23 protein-coding genes are annotated in these 26,917 nt (G+C 59.3%); 13 read left to right on the top strand and 10 right to left on the bottom strand.

Annotation, left to right across the window (positions count from 1 at the left end):
• The first annotated feature begins 135 nt into the window (after positions 1-135).
• The 8 genes from G5137_RS14715 (at position 136) to accA (ending at position 9,280) form a co-directional block, all read left to right on the top strand.
• On the top strand, positions 136-648 hold the full coding sequence (locus tag G5137_RS14715) for an OmpH family outer membrane protein (RefSeq protein ID WP_005338563.1): 513 nt from the start codon (positions 136-138) through the stop codon (positions 646-648).
• A 3-nt stretch (positions 649-651) separates the two neighbouring features.
• Complete coding sequence (gene lpxD, locus G5137_RS14710) at positions 652-1,671, top strand: UDP-3-O-(3-hydroxymyristoyl)glucosamine N-acyltransferase (protein WP_005338561.1); 1,020 nt, start codon at positions 652-654, stop codon at positions 1,669-1,671.
• Between the two features lie 24 nt (positions 1,672-1,695).
• Positions 1,696-2,157 (top strand): 3-hydroxyacyl-ACP dehydratase FabZ, encoded by a 462-nt coding sequence (gene fabZ / locus G5137_RS14705; RefSeq protein WP_005338559.1) that lies wholly within the window; start codon positions 1,696-1,698, stop codon positions 2,155-2,157.
• Positions 2,158-2,162: 5 nt separating this feature from the next.
• Entirely contained in the window at positions 2,163-2,954 is a 792-nt protein-coding gene (lpxA, locus tag G5137_RS14700; protein ID WP_005338557.1) for an acyl-ACP--UDP-N-acetylglucosamine O-acyltransferase, read from the top strand.
• Positions 2,947-4,086: a lipid-A-disaccharide synthase gene (lpxB, locus tag G5137_RS14695; RefSeq protein WP_227341174.1), complete on the top strand. Its 1,140-nt coding sequence runs from the start codon at positions 2,947-2,949 to the stop codon at positions 4,084-4,086. Before lpxA ends, lpxB begins: the two co-directional genes overlap by 8 nt.
• Positions 4,087-4,205: 119 nt before the next feature.
• Positions 4,206-4,796 carry a ribonuclease HII gene (rnhB, locus tag G5137_RS14690; protein ID WP_227341172.1) on the top strand — a complete coding sequence of 197 codons (591 nt, stop codon included), beginning with the start codon at positions 4,206-4,208 and terminating at the stop codon, positions 4,794-4,796.
• A gap of 38 nt (positions 4,797-4,834) precedes the next feature.
• A complete protein-coding gene (gene dnaE, locus G5137_RS14685) occupies positions 4,835-8,314 on the top strand; it encodes a DNA polymerase III subunit alpha (RefSeq protein WP_236356388.1) in 3,480 nt (1,159 codons plus the stop codon).
• A 15-nt stretch (positions 8,315-8,329) separates the two neighbouring features.
• Positions 8,330-9,280, top strand: a complete 951-nt coding sequence (accA, locus tag G5137_RS14680) for an acetyl-CoA carboxylase carboxyl transferase subunit alpha (protein ID WP_005338549.1) — start codon at positions 8,330-8,332, stop codon at positions 9,278-9,280.
• 288 nt (positions 9,281-9,568) lie between these two features.
• Here accA and G5137_RS14675 read toward each other — a convergent pair whose 3' ends face one another.
• Both G5137_RS14675 and tal read right to left on the bottom strand, forming a co-directional pair.
• Positions 9,569-9,751 carry a DUF3545 family protein gene (locus tag G5137_RS14675; protein ID WP_005338547.1) on the bottom strand — a complete coding sequence of 61 codons (183 nt, stop codon included), beginning with the start codon at positions 9,749-9,751 and terminating at the stop codon, positions 9,569-9,571.
• Between the two features lie 160 nt (positions 9,752-9,911).
• A complete protein-coding gene (gene tal, locus G5137_RS14670; RefSeq protein ID WP_005343804.1) occupies positions 9,912-10,862 on the bottom strand; it encodes a transaldolase in 951 nt (316 codons plus the stop codon).
• Between the two features lie 701 nt (positions 10,863-11,563).
• Here tal and G5137_RS14665 point away from each other — a divergent pair.
• Positions 11,564-12,994, top strand: coding sequence for an alanine/glycine:cation symporter family protein (locus G5137_RS14665; RefSeq protein ID WP_201937296.1), 1,431 nt, complete (start codon positions 11,564-11,566; stop codon positions 12,992-12,994).
• Between the two features lie 62 nt (positions 12,995-13,056).
• On the opposite strand, the gene G5137_RS14660 is transcribed toward G5137_RS14665, so the two are convergent.
• The 3 genes from G5137_RS14660 to G5137_RS14650 are packed head-to-tail and all read right to left on the bottom strand — an operon-like array spanning position 13,057 to position 16,974.
• Entirely contained in the window at positions 13,057-15,072 is a 2,016-nt protein-coding gene (locus tag G5137_RS14660) for a transglutaminaseTgpA domain-containing protein (RefSeq protein WP_421205929.1), read from the bottom strand.
• Positions 15,059-16,054, bottom strand: coding sequence for a DUF58 domain-containing protein (locus tag G5137_RS14655; protein ID WP_376901510.1), 996 nt, complete (start codon positions 16,052-16,054; stop codon positions 15,059-15,061). The genes G5137_RS14660 and G5137_RS14655 overlap by 14 nt, the downstream gene beginning before the upstream one ends.
• Positions 16,054-16,974, bottom strand: coding sequence for an AAA family ATPase (locus G5137_RS14650; RefSeq protein ID WP_201937293.1), 921 nt, complete (start codon positions 16,972-16,974; stop codon positions 16,054-16,056). Before G5137_RS14650 ends, G5137_RS14655 begins: the two co-directional genes overlap by 1 nt.
• Before the next feature lie 172 nt (positions 16,975-17,146).
• Here G5137_RS14650 and ampC point away from each other — a divergent pair, with 172 nt between their 5' ends.
• The 4 genes from ampC (at position 17,147) to dtpB (ending at position 22,973) form a co-directional block, all read left to right on the top strand.
• Positions 17,147-18,307 (top strand): FOX/MOX family class C beta-lactamase, encoded by a 1,161-nt coding sequence (gene ampC, locus G5137_RS14645; RefSeq protein ID WP_421255605.1) that lies wholly within the window; start codon positions 17,147-17,149, stop codon positions 18,305-18,307.
• A gap of 296 nt (positions 18,308-18,603) precedes the next feature.
• Positions 18,604-19,776 carry an MFS transporter gene (locus G5137_RS14640; RefSeq protein WP_421255604.1) on the top strand — a complete coding sequence of 391 codons (1,173 nt, stop codon included), beginning with the start codon at positions 18,604-18,606 and terminating at the stop codon, positions 19,774-19,776.
• Between the two features lie 18 nt (positions 19,777-19,794).
• The gene (yidZ, locus tag G5137_RS14635) at positions 19,795-20,757 is read left to right on the top strand and encodes an HTH-type transcriptional regulator YidZ (RefSeq protein ID WP_194496765.1); all 963 of its coding nucleotides are present in this window, start codon (positions 19,795-19,797) and stop codon (positions 20,755-20,757) included.
• Between the two features lie 710 nt (positions 20,758-21,467).
• Complete coding sequence (gene dtpB / locus G5137_RS14630; protein WP_236271879.1) at positions 21,468-22,973, top strand: dipeptide/tripeptide permease DtpB; 1,506 nt, start codon at positions 21,468-21,470, stop codon at positions 22,971-22,973.
• Between the two features lie 62 nt (positions 22,974-23,035).
• Here dtpB and ruvX read toward each other — a convergent pair whose 3' ends face one another.
• The 5 genes from ruvX to G5137_RS14605 form a co-directional block, all read right to left on the bottom strand.
• Positions 23,036-23,458, bottom strand: coding sequence for a Holliday junction resolvase RuvX (gene ruvX, locus G5137_RS14625; protein WP_005343821.1), 423 nt, complete (start codon positions 23,456-23,458; stop codon positions 23,036-23,038).
• Positions 23,459-23,501: 43 nt separating this feature from the next.
• Positions 23,502-24,056, bottom strand: a complete 555-nt coding sequence (locus G5137_RS14620) for a YqgE/AlgH family protein (protein WP_005349793.1) — start codon at positions 24,054-24,056, stop codon at positions 23,502-23,504.
• Between the two features lie 201 nt (positions 24,057-24,257).
• Positions 24,258-25,208 carry a glutathione synthase gene (gene gshB, locus G5137_RS14615; RefSeq protein ID WP_040066605.1) on the bottom strand — a complete coding sequence of 317 codons (951 nt, stop codon included), beginning with the start codon at positions 25,206-25,208 and terminating at the stop codon, positions 24,258-24,260.
• A 114-nt stretch (positions 25,209-25,322) separates the two neighbouring features.
• A complete protein-coding gene (rsmE, locus tag G5137_RS14610) occupies positions 25,323-26,054 on the bottom strand; it encodes a 16S rRNA (uracil(1498)-N(3))-methyltransferase (protein ID WP_042055147.1) in 732 nt (243 codons plus the stop codon).
• A gap of 119 nt (positions 26,055-26,173) precedes the next feature.
• Positions 26,174-26,878, bottom strand: coding sequence for an endonuclease (locus G5137_RS14605; RefSeq protein WP_376901506.1), 705 nt, complete (start codon positions 26,876-26,878; stop codon positions 26,174-26,176).
• Between the last annotated feature and the right edge of the window lie 39 nt (positions 26,879-26,917).

The raw sequence follows: 26,917 nt of genomic DNA, 5'->3' as shown, positions 1-26,917 counted from the left end.
CCACCCATGCGGTGGGGGTCTTCAATGATGGGACGCGCGGTATGCGTGCCTCACCAGGTAACAAGACGGTCCTAACGCCGCTTGCATAATCGGGTAAATCAGGTAGCCCTCGCCATGAGGGAACAAGGAGTAAGTGTGAATAAAGCGTTGAAAGTAGCTGGTTTGAGCTTTGCACTGATGGCTGCCGGCATGGGTTCTGCCTTCGCTGAGACCAAGATCGCCGTGGTCGACATGGGCGAAGTCTTCCAAAAGCTGCCCCAGCGTGAAGCCGTTGCAGCCAAGCTGAAAGGTGAATTCGAGCCGCGCATGCGTGAGCTGCAGAAGCTGGAACAGGAAGGCCAGAAGCTGGTCGAGAAGTTCCGCAAGGATGAAGCCTTCATGAGCGCCGAGCAGAAGAAGCAGAACCAGGAGAAGCTGGCCAAGCTGCAGATGGAGTTCAACCAGAAGCGTCAAGCCTTTGAGCAGGACAACGGCCGCCGTCAGTCCGAAGAGCGCAACAAGATCCTGACCAAGGTGCAGGCTGCCATCGATTCCATCGCCAAGAGCAATGGTTACGATCTGGTGCTGGAGCGCAATGCCGCCCCGTATGCCGCCAGCAAGCTGGACATCTCCGGCCAGGTTATTTCTCAGGTAAGCAAGAGCAACTAATTGATGGCATTCACTCTCGCACAGCTGGCCCAGCAACTGGGGGCCCAGGTCCATGGCGACGGAACCCTGGAAATCCGCAAGGTAGCGACACTGGAAAAGGCCGGGGAGGGGGATATCACCTTCCTGTCCAACAAAAAGTACCGGCACTATCTGGAGCAGAGCAAGGCGACCGCCGTGCTCATTACCGAAGCGGATCTGCCATTTTGTCCCACCAATGCCCTGGTGCTCAAAGACCCCTATGTGGGCTTTGCCCGGGTAGCTCAACTGCTGGACACCACCCCGCAGCCGGCCACGGATATTCATCCGAGCGCCGTTATCGCGGCTGACGTGCAACTGGGCGAGAGAGTGGCCATCGGCGCCAATGCAGTGATCGAATCCGGCGTCGTGCTGGGTGACGATGTACGCATTGGCCCGGGCTGTTTTGTTGGCAAAAATACCCGGCTGGGAGCCCGCTCCCGGCTGTGGGCCAACGTCACCCTCTATCACAATGTGACCATGGGTACCGACTGTCTGGTTCAATCCGGCACAGTGATCGGGGCCGATGGTTTCGGTTACGCCAACGAGCGTGGCGAGTGGATCAAGATCCCCCAGCTCGGCGGAGTGACCATTGGCAACCGGGTCGAGATCGGTGCCTGTACCACCATTGACCGCGGTGCGCTGGAAGATACCCGCATCGCTGACAACGTCATCATCGACAACCAGTGCCAGATCGCCCACAACGTGGAGATCGGTTACGGCACCGCCGTGGCGGGCTCTACCGTGATGGCTGGTAGTCTCAAGGTCGGCAAATACTGTATCATTGGCGGCGCTTCCGTCTTTAACGGGCATATGGAGATCTGCGACCAGGCCACCGTCACCGGTATGGCCATGGTGATGCGACCCATTACCGAGCCTGGTGTCTACTCTTCCGGCATCCCTCTGCAAACCAATAAAGAGTGGCGCAAGACCGCCGCCCGGGTGATGCGTATCGAAGAGATGCACAAGCGGTTAAGCAAGCTTGAGAAGAAGCTGGATCAAGAATAATCACGATTGGTATAGGGTACTGTTTTGACTACTGAAAAGAAGAGCCTGGGTATCCAGGAAATCATGGATCTGCTGCCCCACCGTTATCCGTTTCTGATGGTGGATCGTGTAGACGACTACGAGATCAGCGATGAGCGCAAAACCCTGCGTGCCATCAAGAACGTCTCGTTCAACGAGCCGATCTTCCAGGGGCACTTCCCGGCCAAGCCGGTGTTCCCTGGCGTACTGATCCTGGAAGCGATGGCACAGGCCACCGGTATCCTGGCCTTTACCATGGTGGGCAAGCCGTCTCCCAACGAACTTTACTATTTTGCCTCAATCGACAACGCTCGCTTCAAGCGTCCGGTCGGCCCCGGTGACCAACTGGTGCTCGACGTGGAGTTCCTGAAAGAGCGTCGCGGTATTGCCAAGTTCACCGGTGTCGCTACCGTCGACGGTGAAGTGGTCTGTACCGCCGAGCTGATGTGCGCCAAACGCGAGGTTTAACACACGTGATCGACCAGACTGCCATCATTCACGATACTGCCATCGTCCATGAGTCTGCCGTGATCGGTAAAGGGGTTGAAATCGGCCCCTTTTCTGTCATCGGCGCCGAGGTGGAAATCGGTGACAACACCTGGGTAGGTTCCCATGTGGTGATCAAGGGCCCGACCAAGATTGGTCGCGGCAACAAGATCTTCCAGCACACCTCCATCGGTGAGGATTGCCAGGACAAGAAGTACGCCGGTGAGCGCACCTTCCTTGAGATTGGCGACAACAACGTCATTCGCGAGAACTGCACCTTCCACCGTGGCACCATTCAGGATCAGAGCCTGACCAAGGTGGGCAGCGGCAACCTGTTCATGGTCAACGTTCATGTTGCCCACGACTGCATCATCGGTGACAACTGCATCTTCGCCAACAACGCGACCCTGGCGGGCCACGTGGTGATCGGTGACTTCGTGATCTTTGGGGGTCTCTCCGCCATTCATCAGTTTGGCCGCGTCGGTTCCCACGCCTTCGTCGGTGGCTGCGCCGCCCTGAACAAGGATGTGCCGCCCTACGTGATGGCCGCCGGCAACTACGCCAAGCCGTTCGGGGTCAACTCCGAAGGTCTGCGTCGCCGCGGTTTCAGCGCCGAGGCCATCTCTGCCGTCAAGCGTGCCTACAAAGAGATCTTCCGTTCCGGCAAGACCATCGAAGAGGTGCTGCCGGTGCTGATCGAGATGGCGCAAGCCGAACCGGCCGTCCAGCTCTATGTGGACTTCCTCAAAGATAACGAGCGCGGGATCATCCGTGCCTGATCCGGTTCGTATCGGTATCGTCGCCGGAGAGGTCTCCGGCGACATTCTGGCTGCCGGTCTGGTGCGCGAGCTGCAAGCCCGCTACCCGGATGCGCAGTTCGAAGGGATCGCCGGGCCGCGCATGCAGGCCCTCGGCGTCAAGGCCCTGTTCGAGATGGAAGAGCTCTCCGTCATGGGGATCACCGAGGTGCTTGGCCGTCTGCCGCGTATTCTCAAGGTCCGTCGCGAACTGCTGCGCCACTTTATTGCCAATCCGCCCGATATCTTCATCGGCGTGGATGCACCGGATTTCAATATCGGAGTGGAGCTGAAACTGCGCCGCGCCGGTATCAAGACGGTTCACTATGTCAGCCCCTCTGTGTGGGCATGGCGCCAGAACCGCATTCACAAGATCAAGGCCGCTACCGACATGGTGCTCGCCTTCCTGCCGTTCGAGAAAGCCTTCTACGACCGCTTCGACGCCCCTTGCCGTTTTGTCGGTCACACCATGGCGGACGATATTCCGTTGGTGCCGGATCAGGCTGCCGTGCGTCGCAATCTCGGTATCGATGCCAATCGCCGCTGGCTGGCGGTGCTGCCGGGCAGCCGCACCGCAGAAGTGGGCTTTATGTCCCCCCTGTTTCTCGAGGCGTGCAAACACCTGACGGTGCGCTATCCGGATCTCGGCTTCATTGTGCCGCTGGTCAACCAGAAACGGCGCGAGCAGTTTATGACCATCAAGGCCGAGGTAGCGCCGGGTCTCGACATGGTGCTGCTGGAAGGGCAGGGCCGCGAGGCGATGATCGCCGCCGACGTGGTGATGCTGGCCTCCGGTACCGCGGCGCTCGAAGCCATGCTGGTGAAAAAGCCGATGGTGGTGGGTTACAAGCTCAAGTCCTTCAGCTATTGGCTGGCCCAGCGTCTGGTAAAGACCGAATTTGTCTCTCTGCCCAACCTGCTCGCCGGTCGCATGCTGGTGCCGGAACTGATCCAGCACGAGTGCACCCCGGAGAATCTGGTGGAAGAGGTGAGCAAGTACTTCGAGCACGACAACAGTGCGCTGGTCAACACCTTCACCGAGCTGCACCAGCTGATCCGCTGCAATGCCGACTCGCAGGCTGCCGATGCGGTGGCGGATCTGCTCGGCAGATAACGCTATTTCGGACCGTCGATTGCGCCGAGCAGCCCGTTAATCCGTTTTCCGAGCGGTGATGCCGCGCCAGTCGACCCCTGTCAGGCCCCACGGGGCCTGTTTTGATTCAAGGCTACAAGATGATGATCGATATTCCTGACGACAAGCTGGTTGCCGGTGTGGACGAAGTGGGTCGTGGCCCCCTGGTGGGCGACGTGGTCACCGCTGCGGTCATTCTCGATCCCGCCAATCCGATTGTCGGACTGGCTGACTCCAAGAAGCTCTCCGAGAAGAAACGGCTGGCGCTATTTGACGAGATCAAAGAGAAAGCGCTCGCCTGGGCTATCGGTCGCGCCACTCCGGAAGAGATCGACGAGCTCAACATCCTGCATGCCACCATGCTGGCGATGCAGCGCGCCGTAGCAGGGCTGAAGGTGACACCCGAGCTGGTCTTTATCGATGGCAACCGCTGCCCGGCATTGCCGATGGAATCGCGCGCCGTGGTCAAGGGTGATAGCCTGGTGGCCGCCATCAGTGCCGCTTCGATCCTTGCCAAGGTAACCCGCGATGCGGAGATGACCGAGCTGGACAGCCGTCATCCCGAGTATGGTTTTGCCCGCCACAAGGGGTATCCGACTGCTGAGCACCTCGCCATTCTGGCAGAGCGCGGCCCGCTGCCCGAATATCGCAAGAGCTTCAAACCGGTGCGCCGCGCACTGGGGATCGAGTAGACCATGCCATTTAGTTTGAGCAGCGAGAGGAGATGACGATGGCTGAACCCCGTTTTATCCACCTGCGAGTCCACTCCGACTTCTCCATGGTCGATGGCCTGCAGAAGATCAACCCCATCGTCGGGGCGGCTGCGGCCAACAACATGCCGGCGCTGGCGCTGACCGATCAGATGAACATGTGTGGCCTGGTGCGCTTCTATGGCGCGGCCCACGGCAAGGGGATCAAGCCCATTGTCGGTGCCGACTTTTGGGTGCAGAGCGATGAGCTCGGCGACGAGCAGTTCCGTCTCACCCTGCTGGCCATGGATAACGACGGCTACCAGAACATCACCTTGCTTATTTCCCGCGGTTACCAGCGCGGCCATGTGCAGGGGCGGCCGGTTATCGACAAGAGCTGGCTCGCCGAGCATGCCAAGGGGGTGATCGTCCTCTCCGGCGGCCGCGAGGGGGATGTGGGCAAGTTCCTGCTCAAGGGCAACCGGCAGATGACCGAGCAGTGTGTCGCCTTCTATCAGACCCACTTCCCCGATGCCTACTATCTCGAACTGCTGCGCACCGGTCGACCCGACGAAGAGGTCTATCTGCACATGGCGGTGGCCATCGCTACCGAGTTCGAGCTGCCAGTGGTCGCCACCAACGAGGTGGTGTTCCTTAACGCCGATGACTTCGATGCACACGAGATCCGGGTTGCCATCCACGATGGCTATACCCTGATGGACAAACGCCGTCCCCGTCGCTACAGCCCCCAGCAGTACCTGCGCAGTCAGGAGGAGATGGCGGAGCTGTTTGCCGATATCCCCGAAGCGCTGGAAAACACAGTGGAGATCGCCAAGCGCTGCAACGTGACGGTGCGTCTTGGCGAGTACTTCCTGCCCAACTTCCCGACCGGCGACATGACCACCGAAGATTTTCTGGTGGCCAAATCGAAAGAGGGTCTGGAGGAGCGTCTCGAGTTCCTGTTCCCGGATCCGGCGGTGCGGGCCGAGCGTCGTCCCGAGTATGACGAGCGTCTCGATGTTGAGCTGAAAGTGATCAACCAGATGGGCTTCCCGGGTTACTTCCTCATCGTGATGGAGTTTATCCAGTGGTCCAAGGACAACGGCATCCCCGTTGGCCCGGGCCGGGGCTCGGGTGCGGGCTCTCTGGTGGCCTACGCCCTCAAGATCACTGACCTCGACCCGCTGGAATTTGACCTGCTGTTCGAACGTTTCCTGAACCCCGAGCGGGTATCCATGCCCGACTTCGACGTCGACTTCTGCATGGACAGGCGCGATGAAGTGATCGAGCACGTTTCAGATATGTATGGTCGGGAGGCGGTCTCCCAGATCATCACCTTCGGCAGCATGGCGGCCAAGGCGGTGGTGCGGGATGTGGGCCGGGTGCTGGGCCACGCCTACGGCTTTGTGGATCGTATCTCCAAGCTGATCCCGCCGGATCCGGGCATGACGCTTGCCAAGGCATTCGAGGCTGAGCCCAAGCTGCCCGAGCTCTACGAACAGGATGAGGAGGTCAAAGACCTCATCGACATGGCTCGCCGCCTGGAAGGGGTGGTGCGCAACGCCGGTAAACACGCCGGTGGCGTGGTGATCGCACCCACCAAGATCACCGACTTTGCGCCGCTCTACTGCGATGACGAAGGCCATCACCCGGTCACCCAGTTCGACAAGAACGACGTGGAGTACGCCGGGCTGGTGAAGTTCGACTTCCTGGGTCTGCGGACCCTCACCATCATCGACTGGGCGCTCGGCATGATAAACCCGCGTCTTGCCAAAGAGGGCAAGCCGCCGGTCGACATCGCCGCCATCCCCATCGATGACAAGAAGTCGTTTGACCTGCTGCAGCGTTACGAGACCACGGCAGTATTCCAGCTGGAATCCCGCGGCATGAAGGATCTCATCAAGCGGCTGCGCCCCGACTGCTTCGAAGACATGATCGCACTGGTGGCCCTGTTCCGACCGGGCCCGCTCCAGTCAGGCATGGTGGATAACTTCATCGACCGCAAACACGGTAATGAAGCGATCTCCTATCCGGACGAGAAGTGGCAGCACGAGAGCCTGAAACCGATTCTGGAACCGACCTACGGCATCATCCTCTACCAAGAGCAGGTGATGCAGATCGCCCAGACCTTGGCGGGCTATACGCTGGGTGGCGCGGACATGCTGCGCCGTGCCATGGGTAAGAAAAAGCCCGAGGAGATGGCCAAGCAGCGGGCTGGTTTCGAGGAGGGCGCCGTCAAGAATGGCGTCGACGGTGAACTGGCGATGAAGATCTTCGATCTGGTGGAGAAGTTTGCGGGCTACGGCTTTAACAAATCCCACTCCGCCGCCTATGCGCTGGTCTCCTACCAGACCCTCTGGCTCAAGACCCACTTCCCGGCCGAGTTCATGGCGGCGGTCATGACCGCCGATATGGACAACACCGACAAGATCGTGACCCTGGTGGATGAGTGCCAGCGGATGGGGCTCACCGTGATCCCGCCGGATGTGAACACTGGTCGCTATCGCTTCTCGGTCAACGAAGATGGCCATATCGTCTACGGGATCGGGGCGGTGAAAGGGGTCGGTGAAGGCCCCATCGATGCGATCTTGAGTGCCCGGGATCAGGACGGCCCGTTCCGCGATCTGTTCGACTTCTGCAACCGGGTCGATATCAAGAAGCTCAACAAGCGGGTGATGGAGAAGCTGATCCTCTCCGGCGCCATGGATCGGCTCGGCCCCCACCGCGCCGCCCTGATGGCAACGCTGGAGGAGGCGATGCGTGCCGCCGAGCAGCACGCCAAGGCGCAGGCGGTGGGGCAGGTCGACATGTTCGGCGTGCTCACCGAAGAGATTGACGACGTCAAGAAGGCGTTTGCCAACGTGCCGCACTGGCCTGACAAGGTGTGGCTGGAAGGGGAGCGCGAGACCCTCGGGCTCTATCTCACCGGTCACCCCATCAACCAGTACAGCAGCGAATTGCGTCGTTATACCTCGGGTCGCCTGTGCGATCTGCATCCCACTTCACGCGATACCGTAACCACGGCGGCGGGGCTGGTGATTGCGGCCCGCAGCATGGTGACCAAGCGTGGCAACAAGATGGGGATCTTCACCCTGGACGACCGTTCCGGTCGCCTCGATGTGACCCTGTTCAGTGAAGCGCTGGAAAAATATGAAGAATTGATGCAAAAAGACCGCATTTTGGTGGTTTCTGGACAGGTCAGCTTTGATGACTTCTCCGGTGGCCTTAAAATGTCGGCTCGAGAATTACTGGATATCAACGATGCGAGGGAGCGTTTTGCCAGAGCAATCCGCATCTCCCTCGATGAACAGCGGATTGATGATCGCTTTTTCCCGCGTTTGTGCGAGATTTTGGAGCCCGCCCGTGCCGGAGTCTGTCCGGTTCAGGTAAACTATCGTCGCCCCGGCTCCCGGGTGCGATTGACGCTCGGTACCGAGTGGCGGGTGACGCCCACCGATCAACTGATAGATGACTTGCGAGTCCTGCTTGGACGAGAGCGGGTTGAATTGGTTTTTGATTAGAGGTTCTAAGGCCCTATGAGTCTTTTTCTGGATTTTGAACAGCCGATTGCCGAGTTGCAGGCGCAGATTGATGAACTCAAACATGTGAGTGAAGGCAATCACGCCGTGGATCTGAAAGACGAGATCCGCCGGCTGGAGAAGAAAAACGAAGAGCTGACCAAGAAGATCTTCGGTGATCTGGGTGCCTGGCAGGTATCCCAGATGGCGCGTCATCCCCAGCGCCCCTACACCTTTGACTATATCGAGCATATCTTCACCGATTTCGACGAGTTGGCTGGCGATCGCGCCTATGCCGATGACAAGGCTATCGTCGGCGGCATCGCCCGTCTCGACGGTGAGCCTGTGATGGTGATTGGTCACCAGAAGGGTCGCGAGACCAAAGAGAAGATCAAGCGCAACTTCGGCATGCCGCGTCCGGAAGGATACCGCAAGGCCCTGCGTCTGATGGAGATGGCCGAGCGCTTCAAGATGCCGATCATCACCTTTATCGACACCCCGGGCGCTTACCCCGGCGTCGGTGCCGAAGAGCGTGGCCAGTCCGAAGCGATTGCCCGCAACCTGAAAGTGATGGCCGGTCTGACCGTGCCGGTGGTCTGCACCGTGATCGGTGAGGGTGGCTCCGGTGGCGCGTTGGCAATCGGTGTGGGTGACCGCGTCAACATGCTGCAGTACTCCACCTACTCCGTCATCTCGCCGGAAGGGTGTGCCTCCATCCTGTGGAAGAGCGCAGACAAGGCTTCTGTGGCTGCCGAAGCGATGGGTATCACTGCCCAGCGTCTGAAAGAGCTCAAGCTGATCGACCACGTGATCGACGAGCCCCTCGGTGGTGCCCACCGCGATGTGGAGAAGATGGCCAAAAACCTCAAGGCTCGCATCAAGCAGGATCTGGACGCCCTGCGTCCGCTCGATACCGAGCAGCTGCTGGAGCAGCGCTACCAGCGTCTGCTGGGCTACGGCTACTGCTAAGAGCAGCCGTCTGCCCCGAGTATTCAGGCCCCCGTCAGCGACGGGGGCTTTTTATTGCTGATGACTTGTCTTGCGGTGATTGCCCCAATGCGCCCTGAAACGGCACAGCTCAGTCTTCGCGGGTGAGGGGCAGGGTTGGTTGCCACGCTGTTGGTGAGGGCTGTCAGGGACTGCGGCAACGCGTTGTCTGTCGCCTGCCCGTGGCATGACATGCCGCTTGATCATCCGATAGCGGCATAAAAAAGCGCCCCGGCTATGCGGAGCGCTTTTACAGGTGTCTTGGCGGTATTACAGTTCAATCTCGTCTGTAAGACCTTCATAGGCGATATCGATGGATTGCAGCTCCTTCTGCAGGCGATGTTTGTCTTTCAACGCCTCGATTTCACGCCATTTACGTTTTTTTCCCGTTGTCCCGCGGCTACGCGAACCGAGTTCAACCACCTCGTCATAATCGAAGTTGAACATTTCCATGGCTCCCTCCTTGGTTTTTATCGTTTTCACCACCCGTATAACATAACGAATCTGAAATTAAAACGTTTTCGTGACGACTCTATGACAGCGCTAAAAAAGCCCATGAAAAAAAACCGGGCCCCTTGGTAGGGGCCCGGTTTTTATCAGAAAAAAGAACCGATTACAGGCGGCTTGCCAACATGGTTTCCAGCTTGCCCTGGTCGATGGCAAACATGCGGATGCCTTCGCCCAGCTTCTCGTGAGCCATGGCATCCTGGTTCAGTTCCCAGCGGAATTCGGCTTCGGTCATCGGGGTCGGTTTGGCCTTGCGCTCACCGGTGTAGTCCAGTTTGCGTACCACGGCGCCTTCGCTCTTGCTCAGCTCTTCCAGCAGGGCCGGGCCAATGGTCAGGCGGTCGCAACCGGCCAGTTCCAGGATCTCGCCGGTGTTGCGGAAGCTGGCGCCCATCACGACGGTCGGGTAGTCGTGCTGCTTGTAGTAGTTGTAGATGGAGGTAACGGAGACCACGCCCGGATCTTCGCTGGCGGTGTAATCACGGCCATTTTTGGCCTTGTACCAGTCGAGGATGCGACCCACGAACGGGGAGATCAGGAAGGCACCGGCTTCGGCACAGGCACGGGCCTGGGCGAAGGAGAACAGCAGGGTCAGGTTGCACTGGATACCCTCTTTCTCCAGAACCTCGGCGGCACGGATCCCTTCCCAGGTGGAGGCCAGCTTGATCAGAATGCGGTCGTTGCTGATGCCCGCTTCGTTGTAAAGACGGATCAGCTTGCGGGCCTTGGCGATGCTGGCTTCGGTATCGAAGGAGAGACGGGCATCCACTTCGGTAGAGATGCGCCCCGGAACGATCTTCAGCACTTCCAGACCGATGTTGACGGCCAGCTTGTCGCCCGCGTCTATGATTTGCTGTGCCTTGTCCTGGCTCTGGGCTTTGGCCCACTTGATGGCGTCTTCGATCAGCGGAGCGTACTCGGGGATCTCGGAGGCCTTCAGAACCAGAGAGGGGTTGGTGGTGGCATCGATGGGCTGATAGCGTTTGATGGCTTCGATATCACCGGTGTCGGCAACAACAGTGGTCAGGGCTTTCAGCTGGGTTAATTTATCGGCCATAGCGAATATCATCTCTTAATGAGGGAGTAATCCCTGGGTTGCGGGCTTGAGACGGTGGTTCTGAAATAAAATTACAGGATCTTGGTGCCTCATGCTCAGAAAAGCGCGATGGGGGCGGCCCATCGTCATTGCCTGCCTAATTAATACTGATGTGCTGCATCCTGCAATAGGGGCGCTTGGTTGTTAAACATTCAGGCTGCTGAGTTATCCCGTTTTATGGCTTGAAACTATATGATTAGTAAGGTTTTTTACATTTCATTCCGACCTCGCTCCGGTTTGCTTTCAGCTGAACTTTTTTAGCCAATATCCATATTTGTGTCGTCGATCACATAAATTATCTCGCTACGTACTTGAAATTTAATTACAGAGAAAACGTTTGGCGAAATGTCTCCGTTTGAAAGCCATTTCATGCAAGCGTTTGCGTTTTCGCATAGCTCATCAGGGATATATCAAAAAGGTTCTCTTATGGGGCTTAATGGTGGCCTGTCTGATTGAATTATTGAGTTTGTTGAAAGTTTGCGATTTAAATGGAGCTTTATGGGCTTTTACCGTTCGTTTTTTGTGTCTCGCGTGACCGGGATCACTATTCCGGGCTCTCCCGCTGTGCTAGATTCCGCCCCTTTAGCGAAACGCTAATTAAACGACAGACAGAAAACGGTCAGCGCAGACTGACCATGGATGTGAATAACAACGAGAGAATTATGGACACCTTGATTGCGATGCTAAACGACCTGATGTGGGGAGCCGTGCTCATCTACCTGCTCATTGGGGTCGGTATCTTTTTCACCTTCCGCCTGGGTTTTATCCAGATCCGTCACTTTGGCCACATGTTTTCCGTGCTGAAAAACAGCCGTAAATCGGACAATGCAGGCATCTCCTCCTTCCAGGCCCTCTGTACCAGCCTTGCCGCCCGTGTCGGCACCGGCAACTTGGCCGGTGTGGCTGTCGCCATCTATCTGGGTGGCCCCGGCGCCATCTTCTGGATGTGGCTGATTGCCTTTATCGGCATGGCGACCGCCTTCGTCGAAAGCACCCTGGCCCAGCTCTACAAGGTCAAGGATGAGGATGGCAACTACCGTGGTGGCCCGGCCTACTACATGGAGAAAGGCCTTGGCATGCGCTGGATGGGGGTGGTGTTTTCGCTCTGCCTGATCCTGGCATTTGGTCTGGTGTTCAACGCGGTGCAGGCCAACTCCATCAGTCTGGCGATGAAGGTGGCGTTTGGTATTCCTGACTGGGTCAGCGGTCTGGCGCTGGTGGTGCTCTCCGGCCTGATTATCTTCGGCGGCATTCGTGGTATCGCCCGTTTTGCCGAGCTGGTGGTGCCCTTTATGGCGCTGGCCTACATCCTGCTGGCGCTGGTGATCGTGGCGATGAACATCACCGAGTTGCCCCATGTCTTCATGCTGATCATCAAGTCCGCCTTCGGGATTGAGCAGGCTGGCTCGGGTGCGCTCGGTTATGCCATCTCCCAGGCGATGATCAACGGTATCAAGCGTGGTCTCTTCTCCAACGAAGCGGGCATGGGCTCTGCGCCCAACGCTGCAGCGACTGCCACTCCCTATCCGCCGCACCCGGCCTCCCAGGGTTATGTGCAGATGCTGGGGGTCTTTATGGATACCATCGTCATCTGCAGCTGTACCGCCGCCATCATCCTGATGTCAGGTCAGTTTGAGCCGGGCTCCGGCGTGACCGGTGTCGAGCTGACCCAGCGGGCGCTCTCTTCCCAGATTGGCAGCGGTGGCAACATCTTTATCGCGGCGGCCATCTTCTTCTTCGCCTTCACCTCTATCGTGGCGAACTACTCCTATGCCGAAACGAATCTGGTGTTCCTCGAGCACAACCACAAGGGCGGCCTGATGCTGTTCCGGATGTTTGTGCTGGGCATGGTGATGTTCGGCTCTGTGGGCGAGTTGCCGACCGTCTGGGCAATGGCTGATGTCTCCATGGGGTTGATGGCCATCGTCAACCTGGTGGCGATCCTGCTGCTCTCCGGCGTCGCCATCAAGCTGGCCAAGGATTACAACGACCAGCTCAGGCTGGGCAAGGTGCCCACCTTTGATGCCAACAAGTACCCCGAGATCCGCTCCCAGCTGGAAGAGGGGATCTGGGACAATCCGACCAAAAAATAACAAGCGGTGAGTCAAACCTCTTGATTAAAACCTGAAGGGGGAGCCGGTGGCTCCCCCTTCTTTTATGAGCCGCTCTTCGGCGGCTGATCCCAGCGCTGGGCGAGCTGTCTGATACGCCGTTGCAACTGGCGCCAGCAGCGCCCTTGTTGCCGGTCGTTGAGGAGGGCATAACGCCAGCGGCGATAGAGCCACGCACTCTTTAGCAGGGGATGGGCAAGGTCGGGGCGCAGCCGCGCCAGCCGCTCGCACCATGCTCCCATGCTCTCGGCAGGCTCTGGGGAATAGCCGCTGCGTTTGCCCCGTTTGAGCAGGGGTTGCCAGATGCGCCGCTCTGGCGGCAGACGGGCGGGCAACAGCAGGGGCAAGCTCACCAGCAGGGCGACCAGCATCAGGCTGGCGAGGATCAACCAGGGAGTGTATCCCGCCAGTGCAGGCCAGCGCAGACCGATTTGCTGCCAGAGCTGGCCCGCATCGTAACCAATCACCCAGCGACTCCACTGGTAGTCGATATTGTTGCCCCACCAGCGCAGCTGATTGAGCAGGGCCCAGTTGCGATAACGCTGCAGAGCGAGAGGGTCGGCGGCGGTAAACTCGTCGCTCAGCGCCTCCCTCACGCCGCCTTCAATGCGCTCCGGTGCCACTGCCGCAGTGGGGTCGATTCGCCGCCATGTTCCTCCTTCATCGAGATACTCCACCCAGGCGTGAGCATCGAACTGGTGTACCGCCAGATAGTTGCCTCTGGGATTCCACTCACCGCCGAGATAACCGGTGACCAGCCGTGCCGGAATACCGGCGGCGCGCAGCACGAAAGCGGTCGCCATGGCGTAGTGGCCGCAAAAGCCGCGCCGAGTATCGAACAGGAACTCATCCACCCCGTCACCGCCAAGTCGTGGCGGTGTCAGGGTGTAGTAATAGGATTGGCTGCGAAACTGCGCTAGCAGGGCGGCGACCAGCTCTGCGCGATCCGGATAGCGCACAGCCAGCACTTGGCCATGGACGCGCGCTCTCGGGTTGCCTCCGGCTGGCAGTTGCAGGTTGCGCTGAGCGGCTTGGCTATCATTCTCTGGCTGCGCTTCGCCGCGGCCAATGCGATAGCGGATTGCCACCTCGCCGCTCCCCTGCCGATAGAGGGTGTGAATGGGGGTGAGCAGCACTGGTCCAGTCAGAATAGTCGGTTCACTTTGGGCAAAGGCCCAGCGGTGGCGCTGGGGCTCGGCGATCACCTCGTAGCTCCCGGCGGGTAATGGACTATCTGCCAGCTGATTGCTTGCCCGTGAAGATGATGCCAGAAGGGTCAGCCCGGTCTGCACCGGCACTGTCTGCTGCCATGCTTTGACCTCGGGGCTCAGCAACCAGCGCTGACCATCGAAAACTTCTTGGCGCATCACCGGAAAATAGCGCTCGCGGACAGGGGGCGGGCCATCGGCAAAGCTGACCCGAAACGCCAGTTCCGAGGAGTTGACCAGTTCGCTGATATCGCCGGGGGCCAGCTCTTCCGAGAGGCCGGACAGGGCACGGCTGGTGGTGGGCATCTGCCAGAGGGGCGGCAGCCTTGGCAGTAGTATAAACAGGGTGATAAGCAAGGGCAGCGCCAGCAGCAGGGCGCTCCCCGCACTGCGCCAAGGCCGTTTCTGCTCGGGGACGACGGCGGTCACCAGCGCGGTCACTGCCAGCCAGAGTGCCACTGCCATCCCGGCTGTCCAGCCGATGCTTTGGCGTTGTACCAGCGCCAGCGCGATGAGGAAGAAGGCGAGCAGCAGCACCTGCTCGATATCCCGCTCGCGCCGTACCTCGATCATCTTGAGGCTATAGCCGAGCCAGAGCAGATTGATCAGGGCGGGCAGGGTGCCCAATGTGCGCCACTGCAACCCCAGCAACACCACGGTTGTGATGGCCAGCAGCGCCAACCAGCGGGCAGGCAGGGGCGGCAAGCCGCGCCACAGCATCATGGCCCGGACGCCGAGAGTGATGGCGCCCACTGCCACTACCCAGAGTTGCAACTGGGGCCAGAGCGCCGCGACCAGCAGCAGCTGTTGCAGGGCGATGAGTGGCAGCAGGCGGCGGTTATCGAGCAGCATCTGGCGTGATCTTCGGTGGTGTTGCATCGAATTGGGCCAGTGCCAGCAGGCAGCGCTGCACAAAGGCGGCGCCGCTATCGGGCCCCAGCGTCTGGTTTGCCAGTGTCAGGGTAAAGGGGATGCCCCGCTTGCCGTAATCGGCGCACCACCAGGCCAGCACCGCCAGCCGCTGCTCCAGATCCCCGCCCGCGACCCGCTGCAAGGTGAGGTGAGTCTCATCCTGCTGCGGTTCATGGAACTGCTTGGTCAGCAGGCCGCGCCCTTGGGCAAGTTGCTTCCAAGCGACCCGGCTCAGTGGTTCACCGGCCTGATGTGTCCGCAGAGAGTCAAAGTCACCGAGAGTGGCCGGAGCGGGCTGGCCCTGATGCCCCTCGCTTTCGGTCGCATGTTCCCCTCTTAGCGCCCCGAACGCCGGTTTGGGGGCGAGCCAGCCCTCCAACTGCAAGTCCAGCAGGGACCAGCAGCGAAACAGACCGAGGGGGTAGCGGCTCTCGACCCGCAATCGGCCAAGGGGCAGTGGCCCACGGCGCGAGCCCGATACTGGCAGGATAACTGTGCTGGGCACAGCGTCGGCCTGTGCCAGCCAGAGGGTGCCTTCGTTGAGGCTAAACCGGAGCGCCTGCACCGGGCGAGGGCTCTGCACCAAGATACGGATAGGTAGCTGGCTACCCGCTTCCCCCAGTACCAGCTGGCCACCCAGCAGTTCCAGCCCCAACAGGTTGCGGTGGGTAAGCCACATGGCGGCCATAAACAGGCTGCCGAGGCAGTAGGCCACCAGCAGTACCAGATTGTTCTGGTAGTTGGTGCCGAGCAGATAGATGACGAGCAGCACCAGCAGATAGAGCAGCCCCATGCGGGTGGGGAGGATAAAGAGGCTGCGGGTAGCCAGCGTGATCTGGCGGGCCGGGGGAATGCGGCGATCGAGCCAGCGTCGCTGCCAGCGGGCTCGCCACTGCTGCCAACGGTTTAGCAATTTGCTCATCAGGGATTGTCCGGATCGACCCTGGCCAGCAATCGCTGGCTCAGGGGACAGGCTTCGCCGTGCTGTACGCCAAAGCTGCCCCGCAGCCGATGCTCGGCCACATAGGGGAAGACCGCCTGCACATCCTCTACCGTGACAAAGCGCCGCCCCGCAACCAGCGCCCAGGTCCGGCTCACCGCCAGCAAGGTCTGGGCTGCTCGGGGGGAGAGGGGCTGTGGCAGATCCCCATCAAAGCGGCTCTGGTGCACCAGCGCCAGCAGGTAATCGAGGGTGGCATCGGAAACATGGATGGCATCCCCTTCGCTTTGCAAGGTGGCGAGTCCGGCGGCATCCAGCATGGCGGGCAAAGGGCCAGTCGGCTGGTGGCCGCGCAGTAGCTGGCGCTCCGCTTCTCGCGGCGGAAAACCCAGCGAGAGTCGCACGGCGAATCGGTCGAGTTGGGACTCCGGCAGTGGATAGGTGCCCGCCTGATCCGCCGGATTCTGGGTGGCGATGACGAAAAACGGATCGGGGAGTGGGTGCGTGTGGCCCTCGATGCTCACCTTGCCTTCGGCCATCGCCTCCAGCAGGGCGCTCTGTACTTTGGGGCTGGCGCGGTTGATCTCGTCCGCCAGTAGAACCTGGGTGAAGATGGGGCCGGGGTGAAAGCGAAATGTTTGTTGCTGGGGGTCAAAAATCTGAAGCCCCAGCAGGTCGGCGGGGAGCAGATCGGCGGTGAACTGCATCCGCCTGCATGCCAGCCCCAGCACCTGCGCCAGGGCGTGGGCCAGGGTGGTTTTGCCCATGCCGGGCAGATCTTCGATCAGCAGATGACCGCGCGCCAGCAGGGTCACCAGCGCGATTTTCAGCTGTAGCGGCTTGCCCAGAATGACTTGCTCCAGTGTCCCCAGTACGGTCGTGATCTGTTCTTGTGATCTCACCTGCGCCTCCGTTTCTTTCCTTGGCCCCAACAGCTTATACGCCAGCGAGCAGAGTAAGGGCTCATCGAGCGGTAAGCGATGCTCACTTCACCGAGACTTCACACAGTTTCATCGTGGGCACATACATCTTGTTTATGCTAATCCCAATTTCATTTGCCACGAGAATAACCCAATGCAATCACGAACCACGACTTCCCTATTAACGCTGGCCACCCTGCTGTTCTCTTCATTGTCATCTTCGCTCTCCTATGCTGCCGGTGAGGTATCCCTGAGCACAATAGTGGATGGCACCATTCAGCCGGTGCTCAAGGAGTACCGGATCCCGGGAATGGCGGTTGCCGTACTGAATGATGGCAAGACCCACTATTTCAACTATGGCGTTGCCAACCGGGAGAGCGGTCAGCGCGTCAGCGAGCAGACCCTGTTTGAAATCGGCTCGGTCAGCAAGACCCTGACCGCGACCCTCGGTGCCTACGCCGTGGTCAAGGGGGGCTTCAAGCTGGATGACAAGGTGAGCCTGCACGCGCCCTGGCTGAAAGGGTCTGCCTTTGATGGTGTGACCATGGCCGATCTTGCCACCTACAGTGCAGGTGGCTTGCCACTGCAGTTCCCCGATGCGGTCGACTCGGCAGAGAAGATGCAAGCCTACTACCGCCAGTGGACGCCGCGCTTTGCCGCCGGTACCAAACGGGAGTACTCCAACCCCAGCATAGGTCTGTTCGGCTATCTGGCTGCGAGCTCTCTGGGCCAACCCTTCGAGCAACTGATGAGCCAGACTCTGTTGCCGGGGCTCGGCCTTGCCCACACCTACCTCAAGGTGCCTGCGGCAGCCATGGGTGATTACGCCTATGGCTACTCCAAAGAGGACAAACCGATCCGGGTCAATCCGGGAGTGCTGGCGGACGAGGCCTATGGCATCAAGACCAGCTCGGCGGATTTCATCAAGTTTGTCGAGGCCAACATGACCAAACGCGGTGATGTAACCATGCAGCAGGCCATTGCCATGACTCATACCGGTTTCTTCTCGGTAGGAGAGATGACTCAGGGGCTGGGCTGGGAGAGTTATGCCTATCCCGTCACCGAGCAGGCACTGCTGGCGGGCAACTCGCCGGCAGTGAGCTTCAAGGCCAATCCGGTGGAACGCTTTGCCGCGCCCAAAGATATGGGGGAGCCGCGGCTCTACAACAAGACGGGATCGACCAACGGCTTTGGTGCCTATGTTGCCTTTGTCCCGGCCAAGGGGATTGGCATCGTCATGCTGGCCAACCGCAACTATCCCAATGATGCCCGGATCAAGGCGGCCTACGCCATTTTGAGCAAGCTGGCCGACTAATCACGGGGGCTGCGTTTTACCGCAAGCGAGTGCGCCGGGATTGTACCCGGTGCACTTTTTATCGCGTTTATTTTTACTCAGCTCACGGTGCTCTTCTGCCCGGCGGCTTGTCCATCTAGTTGCCTGAATAGCACACCGATAGAAACAATATTTCCATTTTGGAATGTATAGATCGCCATCTCTTCACTAGGTGTGGTGGTAGCCCCCTCCTATAGTGCTCCGCATAGTCACCAGTTTGCCTGCTGTTTGTCGCGCTTTTGGCCGAACAGGGGCCAGATTTCTGTTACGGAGCCTCCATGAGAACTTTTTTGCTGTGCGCCTTTCTGATGATCATCCTCTATCCGGTCGGGATCGATCTCTATCTGGTCGCTGTGCCCCAGATTGCCGATGCCTTGCAGGCGAGCGAGGTGCAGATCCACACCGCCTTCTCCATCTATCTGTTTGGCATGGCGGCCACCGTGCTGCTGGGCGGGATGATTGCCGATCGCTTCGGGCGGCGCTGGGTGGTGCTCGGAGGCGCGCTGATTTTTGTCCTTGCCTCGCTGGTGGCGGGTCATGCCGAAGGGATCACCCAGTTCTACCTCGGCCGTTTCTGGCAGGGGGTCGGGGCCGGGGCGCTCTATATCATGACCTTTACCGTGCTGCGGGATGTGCTGAGTCAGGAGCGGCTGGCGATGGCGCTCTCGATGATCAACGGGGTGATCTGCGTGATCCCGGTGCTGGCGCCGGTGCTCGGTTACCTCATCCTGTCCCATTTTGACTGGCGCGGGATCTTCGTGGCGATGGCGCTGGTGGCTGTCGTCAGCGGTCTGGTGAACTTGTTGCTGCTCAAGGAGACCCGCCCAGCCCGGCAACCGGACAGTGGCGCAGCGCTGCCTTTTGCCCTGCTGCGCTCCCCGCGCTTTATGCTGCTCTCCCTGCTGACCAGTGCCAGTGTGACCGCCATTCTGGTCTATGTCAGCATCTCGCCGCTGATCCTGATGAAGGAGTTTGGTTTCACCACCGAGCAGTACTCCATCGTGATGATGGTGATGGCCGGCGTGAGTATGTCCACCTCCTTCCTGACGCCCCTGCTGTTGCGCTGGTTGGGCAAACAGAAAGTGCTGGCGGTGTCTCATCTCTCCTATCTGCTGGCGGCGTGCTCACTGATCGGCAACTGGCAGGCGGGGGGCGATATCCATCTGTTGCTGCCGGGGTTTGCGCTGGTCTGTGTCGGCTTCTCCTGTGGCTTCGGGGTGGCGATGGGGGAGGCGCTCGATGGTTGCCAGCACAATGTGGCGTTCGCCAGTGCCGTGCTCTGCATCATGCAGATCAGCCTCTCCGGCCTCTACATCTGGCTGCTGGGCCAACTTGGCTTTGCCCCGACCGAGATGCTGATCTGCGCTCTGCTGCTGACACTGCTCAGTTACCTGGCTGTCAAAGGGCTGTTACCATGGCTCGCGCTTCGTGAAGTGCGGTCGCAGGGCTGATGGAAGATGAGAGGGGATATGCGCAATCTGGGTGAACTCGATTTGAACCTGCTGGTGGTCTTCAAGTACCTGATGCAGGAGCGCAGTGTGGCAGGGGCGGCCAAAAAGCTCTGTGTCACTCCGTCGGCGGTGAGCAAGTCTCTGGCCAAATTGCGGGAGTGGTTTGACGATCCCCTGTTTGTGCGGGTGCGGCAGGGATTGCAGCCCACCAACCTCTCCCTGACCCTGGAGGAGGAGCTGAAGGTCTGGTTCCAGCTCACCGACAGCATCACCTCGCTCAATAGCGAGGCGATCCCCGACGGTGCCCGTTTCACGCTGGTGATGGAGTCCCCCTTTTACATCAGCTTCCTGAGCGATCTGCCCATGACCATCTACCAGAAGTACCCCAACTCGGTGGTCAGGATGCTGGGGTGGGATCACCACTCCCTCAACGACATCGTCAATGGCGATGCTGATCTCGGCTTCTGCGCCCGCGAGACCCATGGCCGCTCCCTGGCCAAGGTCAACCGCTTGCCTTATTACATCGATCACGAGGTGCTGTTCACCGATCGCCCGGTGGTGTTCCTGCGCAAGGATCACCCCCTGCTGGAGCAGAAGTGGTCGCTGGAGAATTTTCTGGCCTGCCCCCAGATCAGCATGGTGTGGGAAGCGAACGATACCTGGGCCCTCGACAGCCTGCTGGAGGACGAGGGGCTGAAGCGGGAGGTACCCATCATGGTCTCCAGTTTTGAGCAGGCGCTGCATATTGCCTCCCAGTCGAGCCACGAACTGATTGCGGTGGCTCCTTCCTACTGCGGTGGTTATGCCAGTCGGCATCATGGCAATCTGATCGCCATGCCGCTGCCGCTACCCGAGAAGCTCTACGCCCAGCTGGAGATCGCCTTCATCCTGCTGTGGCACAAACGGCACAATCAGGATGCCAAGGTGATGTGGCTGCGCAACGAGATCCGGCGACTCTACAACGACGAATCGCCACGCTAATGTGGCCGTGACGGTGCCCATCGATCAGCCGGAGCCATCTGCTCCGGCTTTTTGTTGTCGTATCGCCCGGATGAGTGGGCTTTTGCACGACTTAAGTGCCGAGTTCGGGTTCAAGCTGTGTGCCATTCAACTCTCTTCATGCACAGATTGGCCTTGGTTGCACATCTCGAGTGAAGCTCTTTTCACGAAAAAAATTCATGTGGTTTCATTAGAAAACTTCACTAATGGTCACTTTTAAAGTGTGATCGACCATTAAGTTCCTGTATTTGCAGTGATATAGCATGACCCACCTTGGAATGGCGGGGTTAGATAGCGCCTGCGTAGGGGGACTGCCAGTGGAGCACGGAGTTAGCCACCCCCACAGGTCGTCTGTGGCCGTATCATGCTCCGGCTATCTGGCCACCAGCCATGAGTGACGGAGCAGAGGGGAATAAGCATCAAGGTTGATAAACCGGCTTGAGTGAAGGGATGCAGCAAAAGTAGCGCCTGGCGCCGGTAATCGCATAGCGCGATGTTGTTCACCATCCCCCGATAACCCGTAATTGAAACCGGCTAGATGAAAAACACCTTCATCGAACGGGTTGCGTACGCCCGAAAATAGCCAGATTGGCAGGCTGATTGCGCTTACCGTTATGGCAATGACGGACAAAAAATAGTGCGGTAGCTACCACCAGATGAATAAAAATAAATCTCAGCAAAGGCAGCTTAATATGCATCCAGCAACAGCATCCACAGGGTTGTTACAACAACCAAAACCCTTCTTCATGATATTTTTCGTCGAACTCTGGGAGCGCTTCGGTTATTACGGCGTGCAGGGGATCCTGGCGGTCTTCTTTGTACAGCAACTGGGATTTTCCCAAGAGCAATCCTTTATTACTTTCGGCGCCTTCTCGGCACTGGTATATGGTTTGATTTCGGTCGGTGGCTATGTCGGCGACCATGTGCTCGGCACCAAGCGCACCATGGTGCTCGGGGCTATCGTGTTGGTGGTCGGTTATTTTATGACCGGTCTGTCGATCTACAATCCCGACCTGATTTTCTATGCGCTGGGCACCATTGCAGTTGGTAACTGTCTGTTCAAGGCCAATCCGGCCAGCCTGCTGTCAAAATGCTACCAGCCAAAAGATCCGCGGCTGGATGGGGCGTTTACCCTGTTCTATATGTCGATCAATATAGGCTCCCTTATTTCCCTCTCGCTCGCGCCAGTGATTGCCGATCACTACGGCTATACCGTGACCTATAACCTGTGCGGGGTGGGGTTGATTATTGCGCTGCTCACCTTCTTTGCCTGCCGCAATATGGTCAAGGATATTGGCTCCGAGCCGGATCACCTGCCGCTCAATTACAGCAAGTTGCTGCTGGTAATCGCGGGCTCGGTGGTTATGGTCTTCTTCTGTGCCTGGCTGATGCACCACGTGGTGATCGCCAACATGGTGTTGATGACGGTGACCATCGCCGTGGTGATCTTCTTCTTCCGCGAGGCATTCAGGCTTGACACAGTGGGTCGCAACAAGATGTATGTGGCCTTCGTGCTAATGCTGGAGGCGGTGCTCTTCTATGTGCTTTACGCCCAGATGCCGACTTCACTGAACTTCTTTGCCATCAACAACATGCATCACGAGATGCTGGGCATGAGCGTCAACCCGGTCAGCTTCCAGGCGCTCAACCCCTTCTGGGTGGTGGTGGGCAGTCCGGTACTCGCGATGATTTATACTCGGATGGGCAGCAAGGGGCGGGATCTCACCATGCCGCTCAAGTTCACCCTCGGGATGTTCTTCTGCTCGCTGGGATTTCTGACGGCGGCGGCATCCGGCTGGTGGTTTGCCGATGAGCAGGGGCTGACCTCCCCCTGGTTTATGGTGCTTATCTACCTGTTCCAGAGTCTGGGAGAGCTGATGATCAGTGCGCTGGGACTGGCGATGGTCGCCGCGCTGGTGCCACAACGCCTGATGGGCTTCATTCTCGGAATGTGGTTCCTGACTCAGGCGATGGCGTCCCTGCTGGGTGGCTATGTGGCGACCTTTACCGCCGTGCCGCAAGGGATGACGGATCCGCTGCAAACCTTGCCCATTTACACCGGTGTGTTTGGCAAGATCGGGATGGCGACTCTGCTGATTGCGGTAGTGATGGGGCTGATGGTGCCCTGGCTCAACCGGATGATGAATGCGACGCCGACCGAAGCCGAAGGGCTGGTCGCGGGTCAATCACAGGCGTAATGAGGGGAGGATAGTGCGAGACAAGGCAAGGGCAAGGCGCCCCTTGCCTTGCTATTGATGGTTTAGTTGTACTGCTCTTCCATCCAGGCTTCGACGATCAGCTGCGCCGAGACGCCATCCACACTGCCTTTTTCCAGCGCGCGATAGCCACCTCGCTCAAACAGGCGGGCGCGGGCATCTGTGGTGGTGAGTCGCTCATCCTTGAACTCCACCGGCTTGCCGAAGCGGCCATGCAGCCGGTTGCCAAACTTGCGCGCCCGAACCGTGATCTCCTGATCGGTGCCATCCATGTTCAGCGGCAGACCGACCACCAGCAGGTCCGGTTGCCACTCCTTGAGCAGCTTCTCAATCTCGTCCCAGTTGGGGATGCCGTCGTTGGCCTTGAGGGCGCGCAGAGGCTGGGCGGTGCCAGTCAGCTCCTGACCGATGGCGACACCAATGCTCTTGGTGCCATAGTCAAAGCCCATGATGCTGCGTGATGACATAACTGATAAATCCTCGAAATAGAGAGCGGAGCGGGCCAGCCGATCAGCTGTGGCCGATGTCGCTGGAGAGGTGAACCGGGTTCACCCCTATGCTGGCGGCAGCTTGCTGCCAACGTTTGTGAATGGGGGTCTTGAACACCAGAGCCGGATTGGGGGGGATCACCAGCCAGGCGCCGTCCACCAGCTCCTGCTCCAGCTGCCCGGCGCTCCAGCCGGCATAGCCAAGGGCCACCAGCCAATGGGCAGGAGCCTCGCTCGTACCCAGGGTTTCCAGAATATCCTTGGAGGTGGTCACCATCATCTCATCCCCCACCTGCAGGGTGGAGTTGAAACCGGGGCGGAAGCTGTGCAGCACGAAGCCGCGATCGGCGTGAACCGGCCCCCCTTGCAGTACCGGCTGCTTGAGCTCCGGGTTGTTGGGCGGATTGAGCTGGAGCTGGGTCAGCATGGTTTCCAGCGACATCTCCACCGGAATGTTGACGACCAGTCCCATGGCGCCCTCTTCGTTGTGCTCGCACAGATAGACCAGCGAGCGCTCGAAGTAGGGATCCGTCAGGCTTGGCATGGCAAGCAGGAAGTGATTTTGCAGTGTTTGCATAGAGGCCAAATAGTGCAAAGGTATTTGAGGTCAATTATGGCAGTTGATCCCCATGGGAAAAACCGCTTTTTGGGCTGGGCGAGATCCCGCCTCTTTCCGGATTGCCTTGAAACAGAGAGGGTGGCGCTGGGCCTCCCTCTCTGTTTCCGGGCTTGTCAGGGACGGGTTACCCCTGAACAGGCCGGTTAGCCTGCCTAGCGATTATTTGCCCAGCCGACGCTCGATGGCATCCATCAACATGCCGGTGATGTGCACATCGAAGGCCGCTTCAATCTCGCGAATGCAGGTCGGGCTGGTGACGTTAATCTCGGTCAGCCGATCGCCGATGATGTCGAGGCCGACGAAGATAAGGCCCTTCTCTTTTAACGTCGGGCCCACCGCGCGGGCGATAGCCCAGTCGGCTTCGCTCAGGGGACGCGCTTCACCACGGCCACCGGCCGCCAGATTGCCACGGGTCTCACCCTGCGCCGGAATGCGGGCGAGGCAGTAGGGAACCGGTTCACCGTCCACCACCAGCACCCGCTTGTCGCCATCCTTGATGGCGGGCAGATAGGTCTGCGCCATGCAGTATTGGCTGCCGTGGGCGGTCAGGGTCTCGATAATCACCCCGACGTTGGCGTCATCCTCCTTCATGCGGAAGATGGAGGCGCCGCCCATGCCGTCCAAGGGCTTCAAGATCACGTCTTTGTGCTTCGCGTGGAAGGCGCGCAGCTTGTCGGCGCGGCGGGTCACCAGCGTGGTCGGGGTGTGCTCGGCAAACCAGGCGGTGTAGAGCTTCTCGTTGGCATCGCGCAGGCTCTGCGGCTTGTTGACAATAAGGCAACCCTCATCCTCTGCCCGCTCCAGCATGTAGGTGGCGTAGATAAATTCGGTGTCGAACGGCGGATCCTTGCGCATCAGGATCACATCGAGGTTGGAGAGGGGCTGATCCACCACCTCGCCCAGCGTGTACCAGTCGGCATAGTCATATTTGACGGTCAGCGGGCGCATGGTGCCAAAGGCGCGACCGGCTTCCATGTAGAGATCCTTCATCTCCAGATAGAAGAGCTCATAGCCGCGCTTTTGCGCCTCTTCGAGCATGGCAAAGCTGGAATCTTTCTTGATGTTGATGGCCGAGATGGGGTCCATCACGATGCCGAGTTTAATGGTCATCCGCTGTTCCTTTTTAATGGCTCGATAGGGTTGTAGGGTCGATTAGCGCAGCGTAATCGGCCGCTTGCGGCTGCGTCGATGCAGCCATGGGGCTGATTGATGCGGCCGATAGTATCAAGCGAGATCGCCAAAGCGGCACTGCAGCGCAGTGATCGCAGTCAGGGCGGCAGTTTCGGTGCGCAGCACCCGCGGCCCCAGCAGCATCTCTTTGAAATCTTCCTGCACGGTACGGGCGATCTCGTCGCTCGACAAGCCCCCTTCCGGGCCAATCAGCAGGCGCACACCATGCTCGGGAACGGGCAGGGTGTTGATGCTGTACTCGGCACGCGGGTGCAGGTTGAGCTTGAGCTCTTTGGTCTCTTCCGCCAGCCAGGCGTCCAACTCCATCGGCATACGCACTTCGGGCACCACGTTGCGGCCGCACTGTTCGCAGGCGCTGATCACCACCTTCTGCCACTGCTCGCGCTTCTTCTCCAGTCGATCGGCCGGCAACTTGACGCCGCAGCGTTCGGAGAAGAGCGGGGTGATGCAGGTGACGCCCAGCTCCACCGATTTCTGGATGGTGAAGTCCATCTTGTCGCCCCGGCTGATCACCTGACCGAGGTGGATGGCCAGCGGTGACTCCACCGATTGGGTATCGCAGCTGTCGATGGTCACTTCCACCGACTTTTTGCCGACGCTGGCGATGGTGGCGGGATATTGATTGCCATCGCCGTTGAACAGCTCGAGCTGTTGGCCCGGCTGCATGCGCAGTACCCGGCCGATATGGTTGGCGCCGTCTTCCGACAGGGCGATGGTCTGGCCAACTTGCAGGGTGGCCGGTTCATAGATACGTGGAATACGCATGTCTGCTAGTCAGTCTCTTGCTTGGAAACCCTTTATATCCTGCGCCGAGCAAGGCTCACGCGGCAGAAGGAAAGAGTTTCATGATAGGAGGGGCGATCCCCCTCCCTGGTCAAATGGGGTTATTGGCACTGCTTTTCAATAAAGGGATTGGTATTGCCCTGCAGCTTGCCGATGCGGCGGTTACGCTCGCACTCCCAGCCTTCTGCCGGGTACTGGCGATCCCAAGCTTCGAACAGTTTACGCTGTTGCGCTGCCAGACGCAGCCCATACTGCTCGCTCATGTAGAGGTAGGCGCGGGCGATCTGGCCCCGTACCGGCCCCTTGGGCGGCTGCACCCGACGCTCCTTGAAATCCACCAGCATCTGGCACTGGCCGTACTGATCCGGCTTGCCGTTCCAGTCGGAGAAGCGGAAGTTGGCGCGATCGCCGTTCACCTCACCGATGGCGGGGAAGAGGTTGTGCATGTCCCCCTCCATCTTGTTGAACTCGGGGCTCGCTTTTTCGCAGTTTTTGCGGCCGCCATCCTGCCAGCACTGCAGCTGGTGGCCGAACTCCCAGGCCGGTACCACGTGTTCCCACTCGATGCGGGCGGCGCGTTTGGCCTGCTTGCGCGGCTCATAGCCGCAACTGGCGAGATCCGGGCTCATTTTCTTGCCCTGATAGTCGATGTCGCAGCCGCAGTAGAAGGTGGTGACCGCAGTCTGGCTGCGATAGAGCTTCACCAGATCCTGCTTGGCTTCGCGAAAGGTCTGGGCGTGCAGGGGGGCGCTGAGCAGCGGCAAACCGGCCAGCAGGGTCAGGGCGAGGGAGGAGATGAAACGCATGGGATTCCTTGCAAACGGGATGATTGACGAACGATGGCG

The organism is Aeromonas sp. 600282, assembly GCF_049175755.1.
Lineage (GTDB): Bacteria > Pseudomonadota > Gammaproteobacteria > Enterobacterales > Aeromonadaceae > Aeromonas > Aeromonas veronii_A.
This window is presented reverse-complemented; position numbering and strand designations above follow the sequence as displayed.

What these genes read in the sequence shown, in the direction of transcription:
- lpxD (WP_005338561.1), top strand. Translation starts at nt 652, where the DNA reads ATGGCATTCACTCTCGCACAGCTGGCCCAGCAACTGGGGGCCCAGGTC.
- rnhB (WP_227341172.1), top strand. Translation starts at nt 4,206, where the DNA reads ATGATGATCGATATTCCTGACGACAAGCTGGTTGCCGGTGTGGACGAA.
- dnaE (WP_236356388.1), top strand. Translation starts at nt 4,835, where the DNA reads ATGGCTGAACCCCGTTTTATCCACCTGCGAGTCCACTCCGACTTCTCC.
- accA (WP_005338549.1), top strand. Translation starts at nt 8,330, where the DNA reads ATGAGTCTTTTTCTGGATTTTGAACAGCCGATTGCCGAGTTGCAGGCG.
- G5137_RS14675 (WP_005338547.1), bottom strand. Translation starts at nt 9,751, where the DNA reads ATGGAAATGTTCAACTTCGATTATGACGAGGTGGTTGAACTCGGTTCG.
- tal (WP_005343804.1), bottom strand. Translation starts at nt 10,862, where the DNA reads ATGGCCGATAAATTAACCCAGCTGAAAGCCCTGACCACTGTTGTTGCC.
- G5137_RS14665 (WP_201937296.1), top strand. Translation starts at nt 11,564, where the DNA reads ATGGACACCTTGATTGCGATGCTAAACGACCTGATGTGGGGAGCCGTG.
- G5137_RS14660 (WP_421205929.1), bottom strand. Translation starts at nt 15,072, where the DNA reads ATGCTGCTCGATAACCGCCGCCTGCTGCCACTCATCGCCCTGCAACAG.
- G5137_RS14655 (WP_376901510.1), bottom strand. Translation starts at nt 16,054, where the DNA reads ATGAGCAAATTGCTAAACCGTTGGCAGCAGTGGCGAGCCCGCTGGCAG.
- ampC (WP_421255605.1), top strand. Translation starts at nt 17,147, where the DNA reads ATGCAATCACGAACCACGACTTCCCTATTAACGCTGGCCACCCTGCTG.
- G5137_RS14640 (WP_421255604.1), top strand. Translation starts at nt 18,604, where the DNA reads ATGAGAACTTTTTTGCTGTGCGCCTTTCTGATGATCATCCTCTATCCG.
- yidZ (WP_194496765.1), top strand. Translation starts at nt 19,795, where the DNA reads ATGCGCAATCTGGGTGAACTCGATTTGAACCTGCTGGTGGTCTTCAAG.
- dtpB (WP_236271879.1), top strand. Translation starts at nt 21,468, where the DNA reads ATGCATCCAGCAACAGCATCCACAGGGTTGTTACAACAACCAAAACCC.
- ruvX (WP_005343821.1), bottom strand. Translation starts at nt 23,458, where the DNA reads ATGTCATCACGCAGCATCATGGGCTTTGACTATGGCACCAAGAGCATT.
- G5137_RS14620 (WP_005349793.1), bottom strand. Translation starts at nt 24,056, where the DNA reads ATGCAAACACTGCAAAATCACTTCCTGCTTGCCATGCCAAGCCTGACG.
- gshB (WP_040066605.1), bottom strand. Translation starts at nt 25,208, where the DNA reads ATGACCATTAAACTCGGCATCGTGATGGACCCCATCTCGGCCATCAAC.
- rsmE (WP_042055147.1), bottom strand. Translation starts at nt 26,054, where the DNA reads ATGCGTATTCCACGTATCTATGAACCGGCCACCCTGCAAGTTGGCCAG.
- G5137_RS14605 (WP_376901506.1), bottom strand. Translation starts at nt 26,878, where the DNA reads ATGCGTTTCATCTCCTCCCTCGCCCTGACCCTGCTGGCCGGTTTGCCG.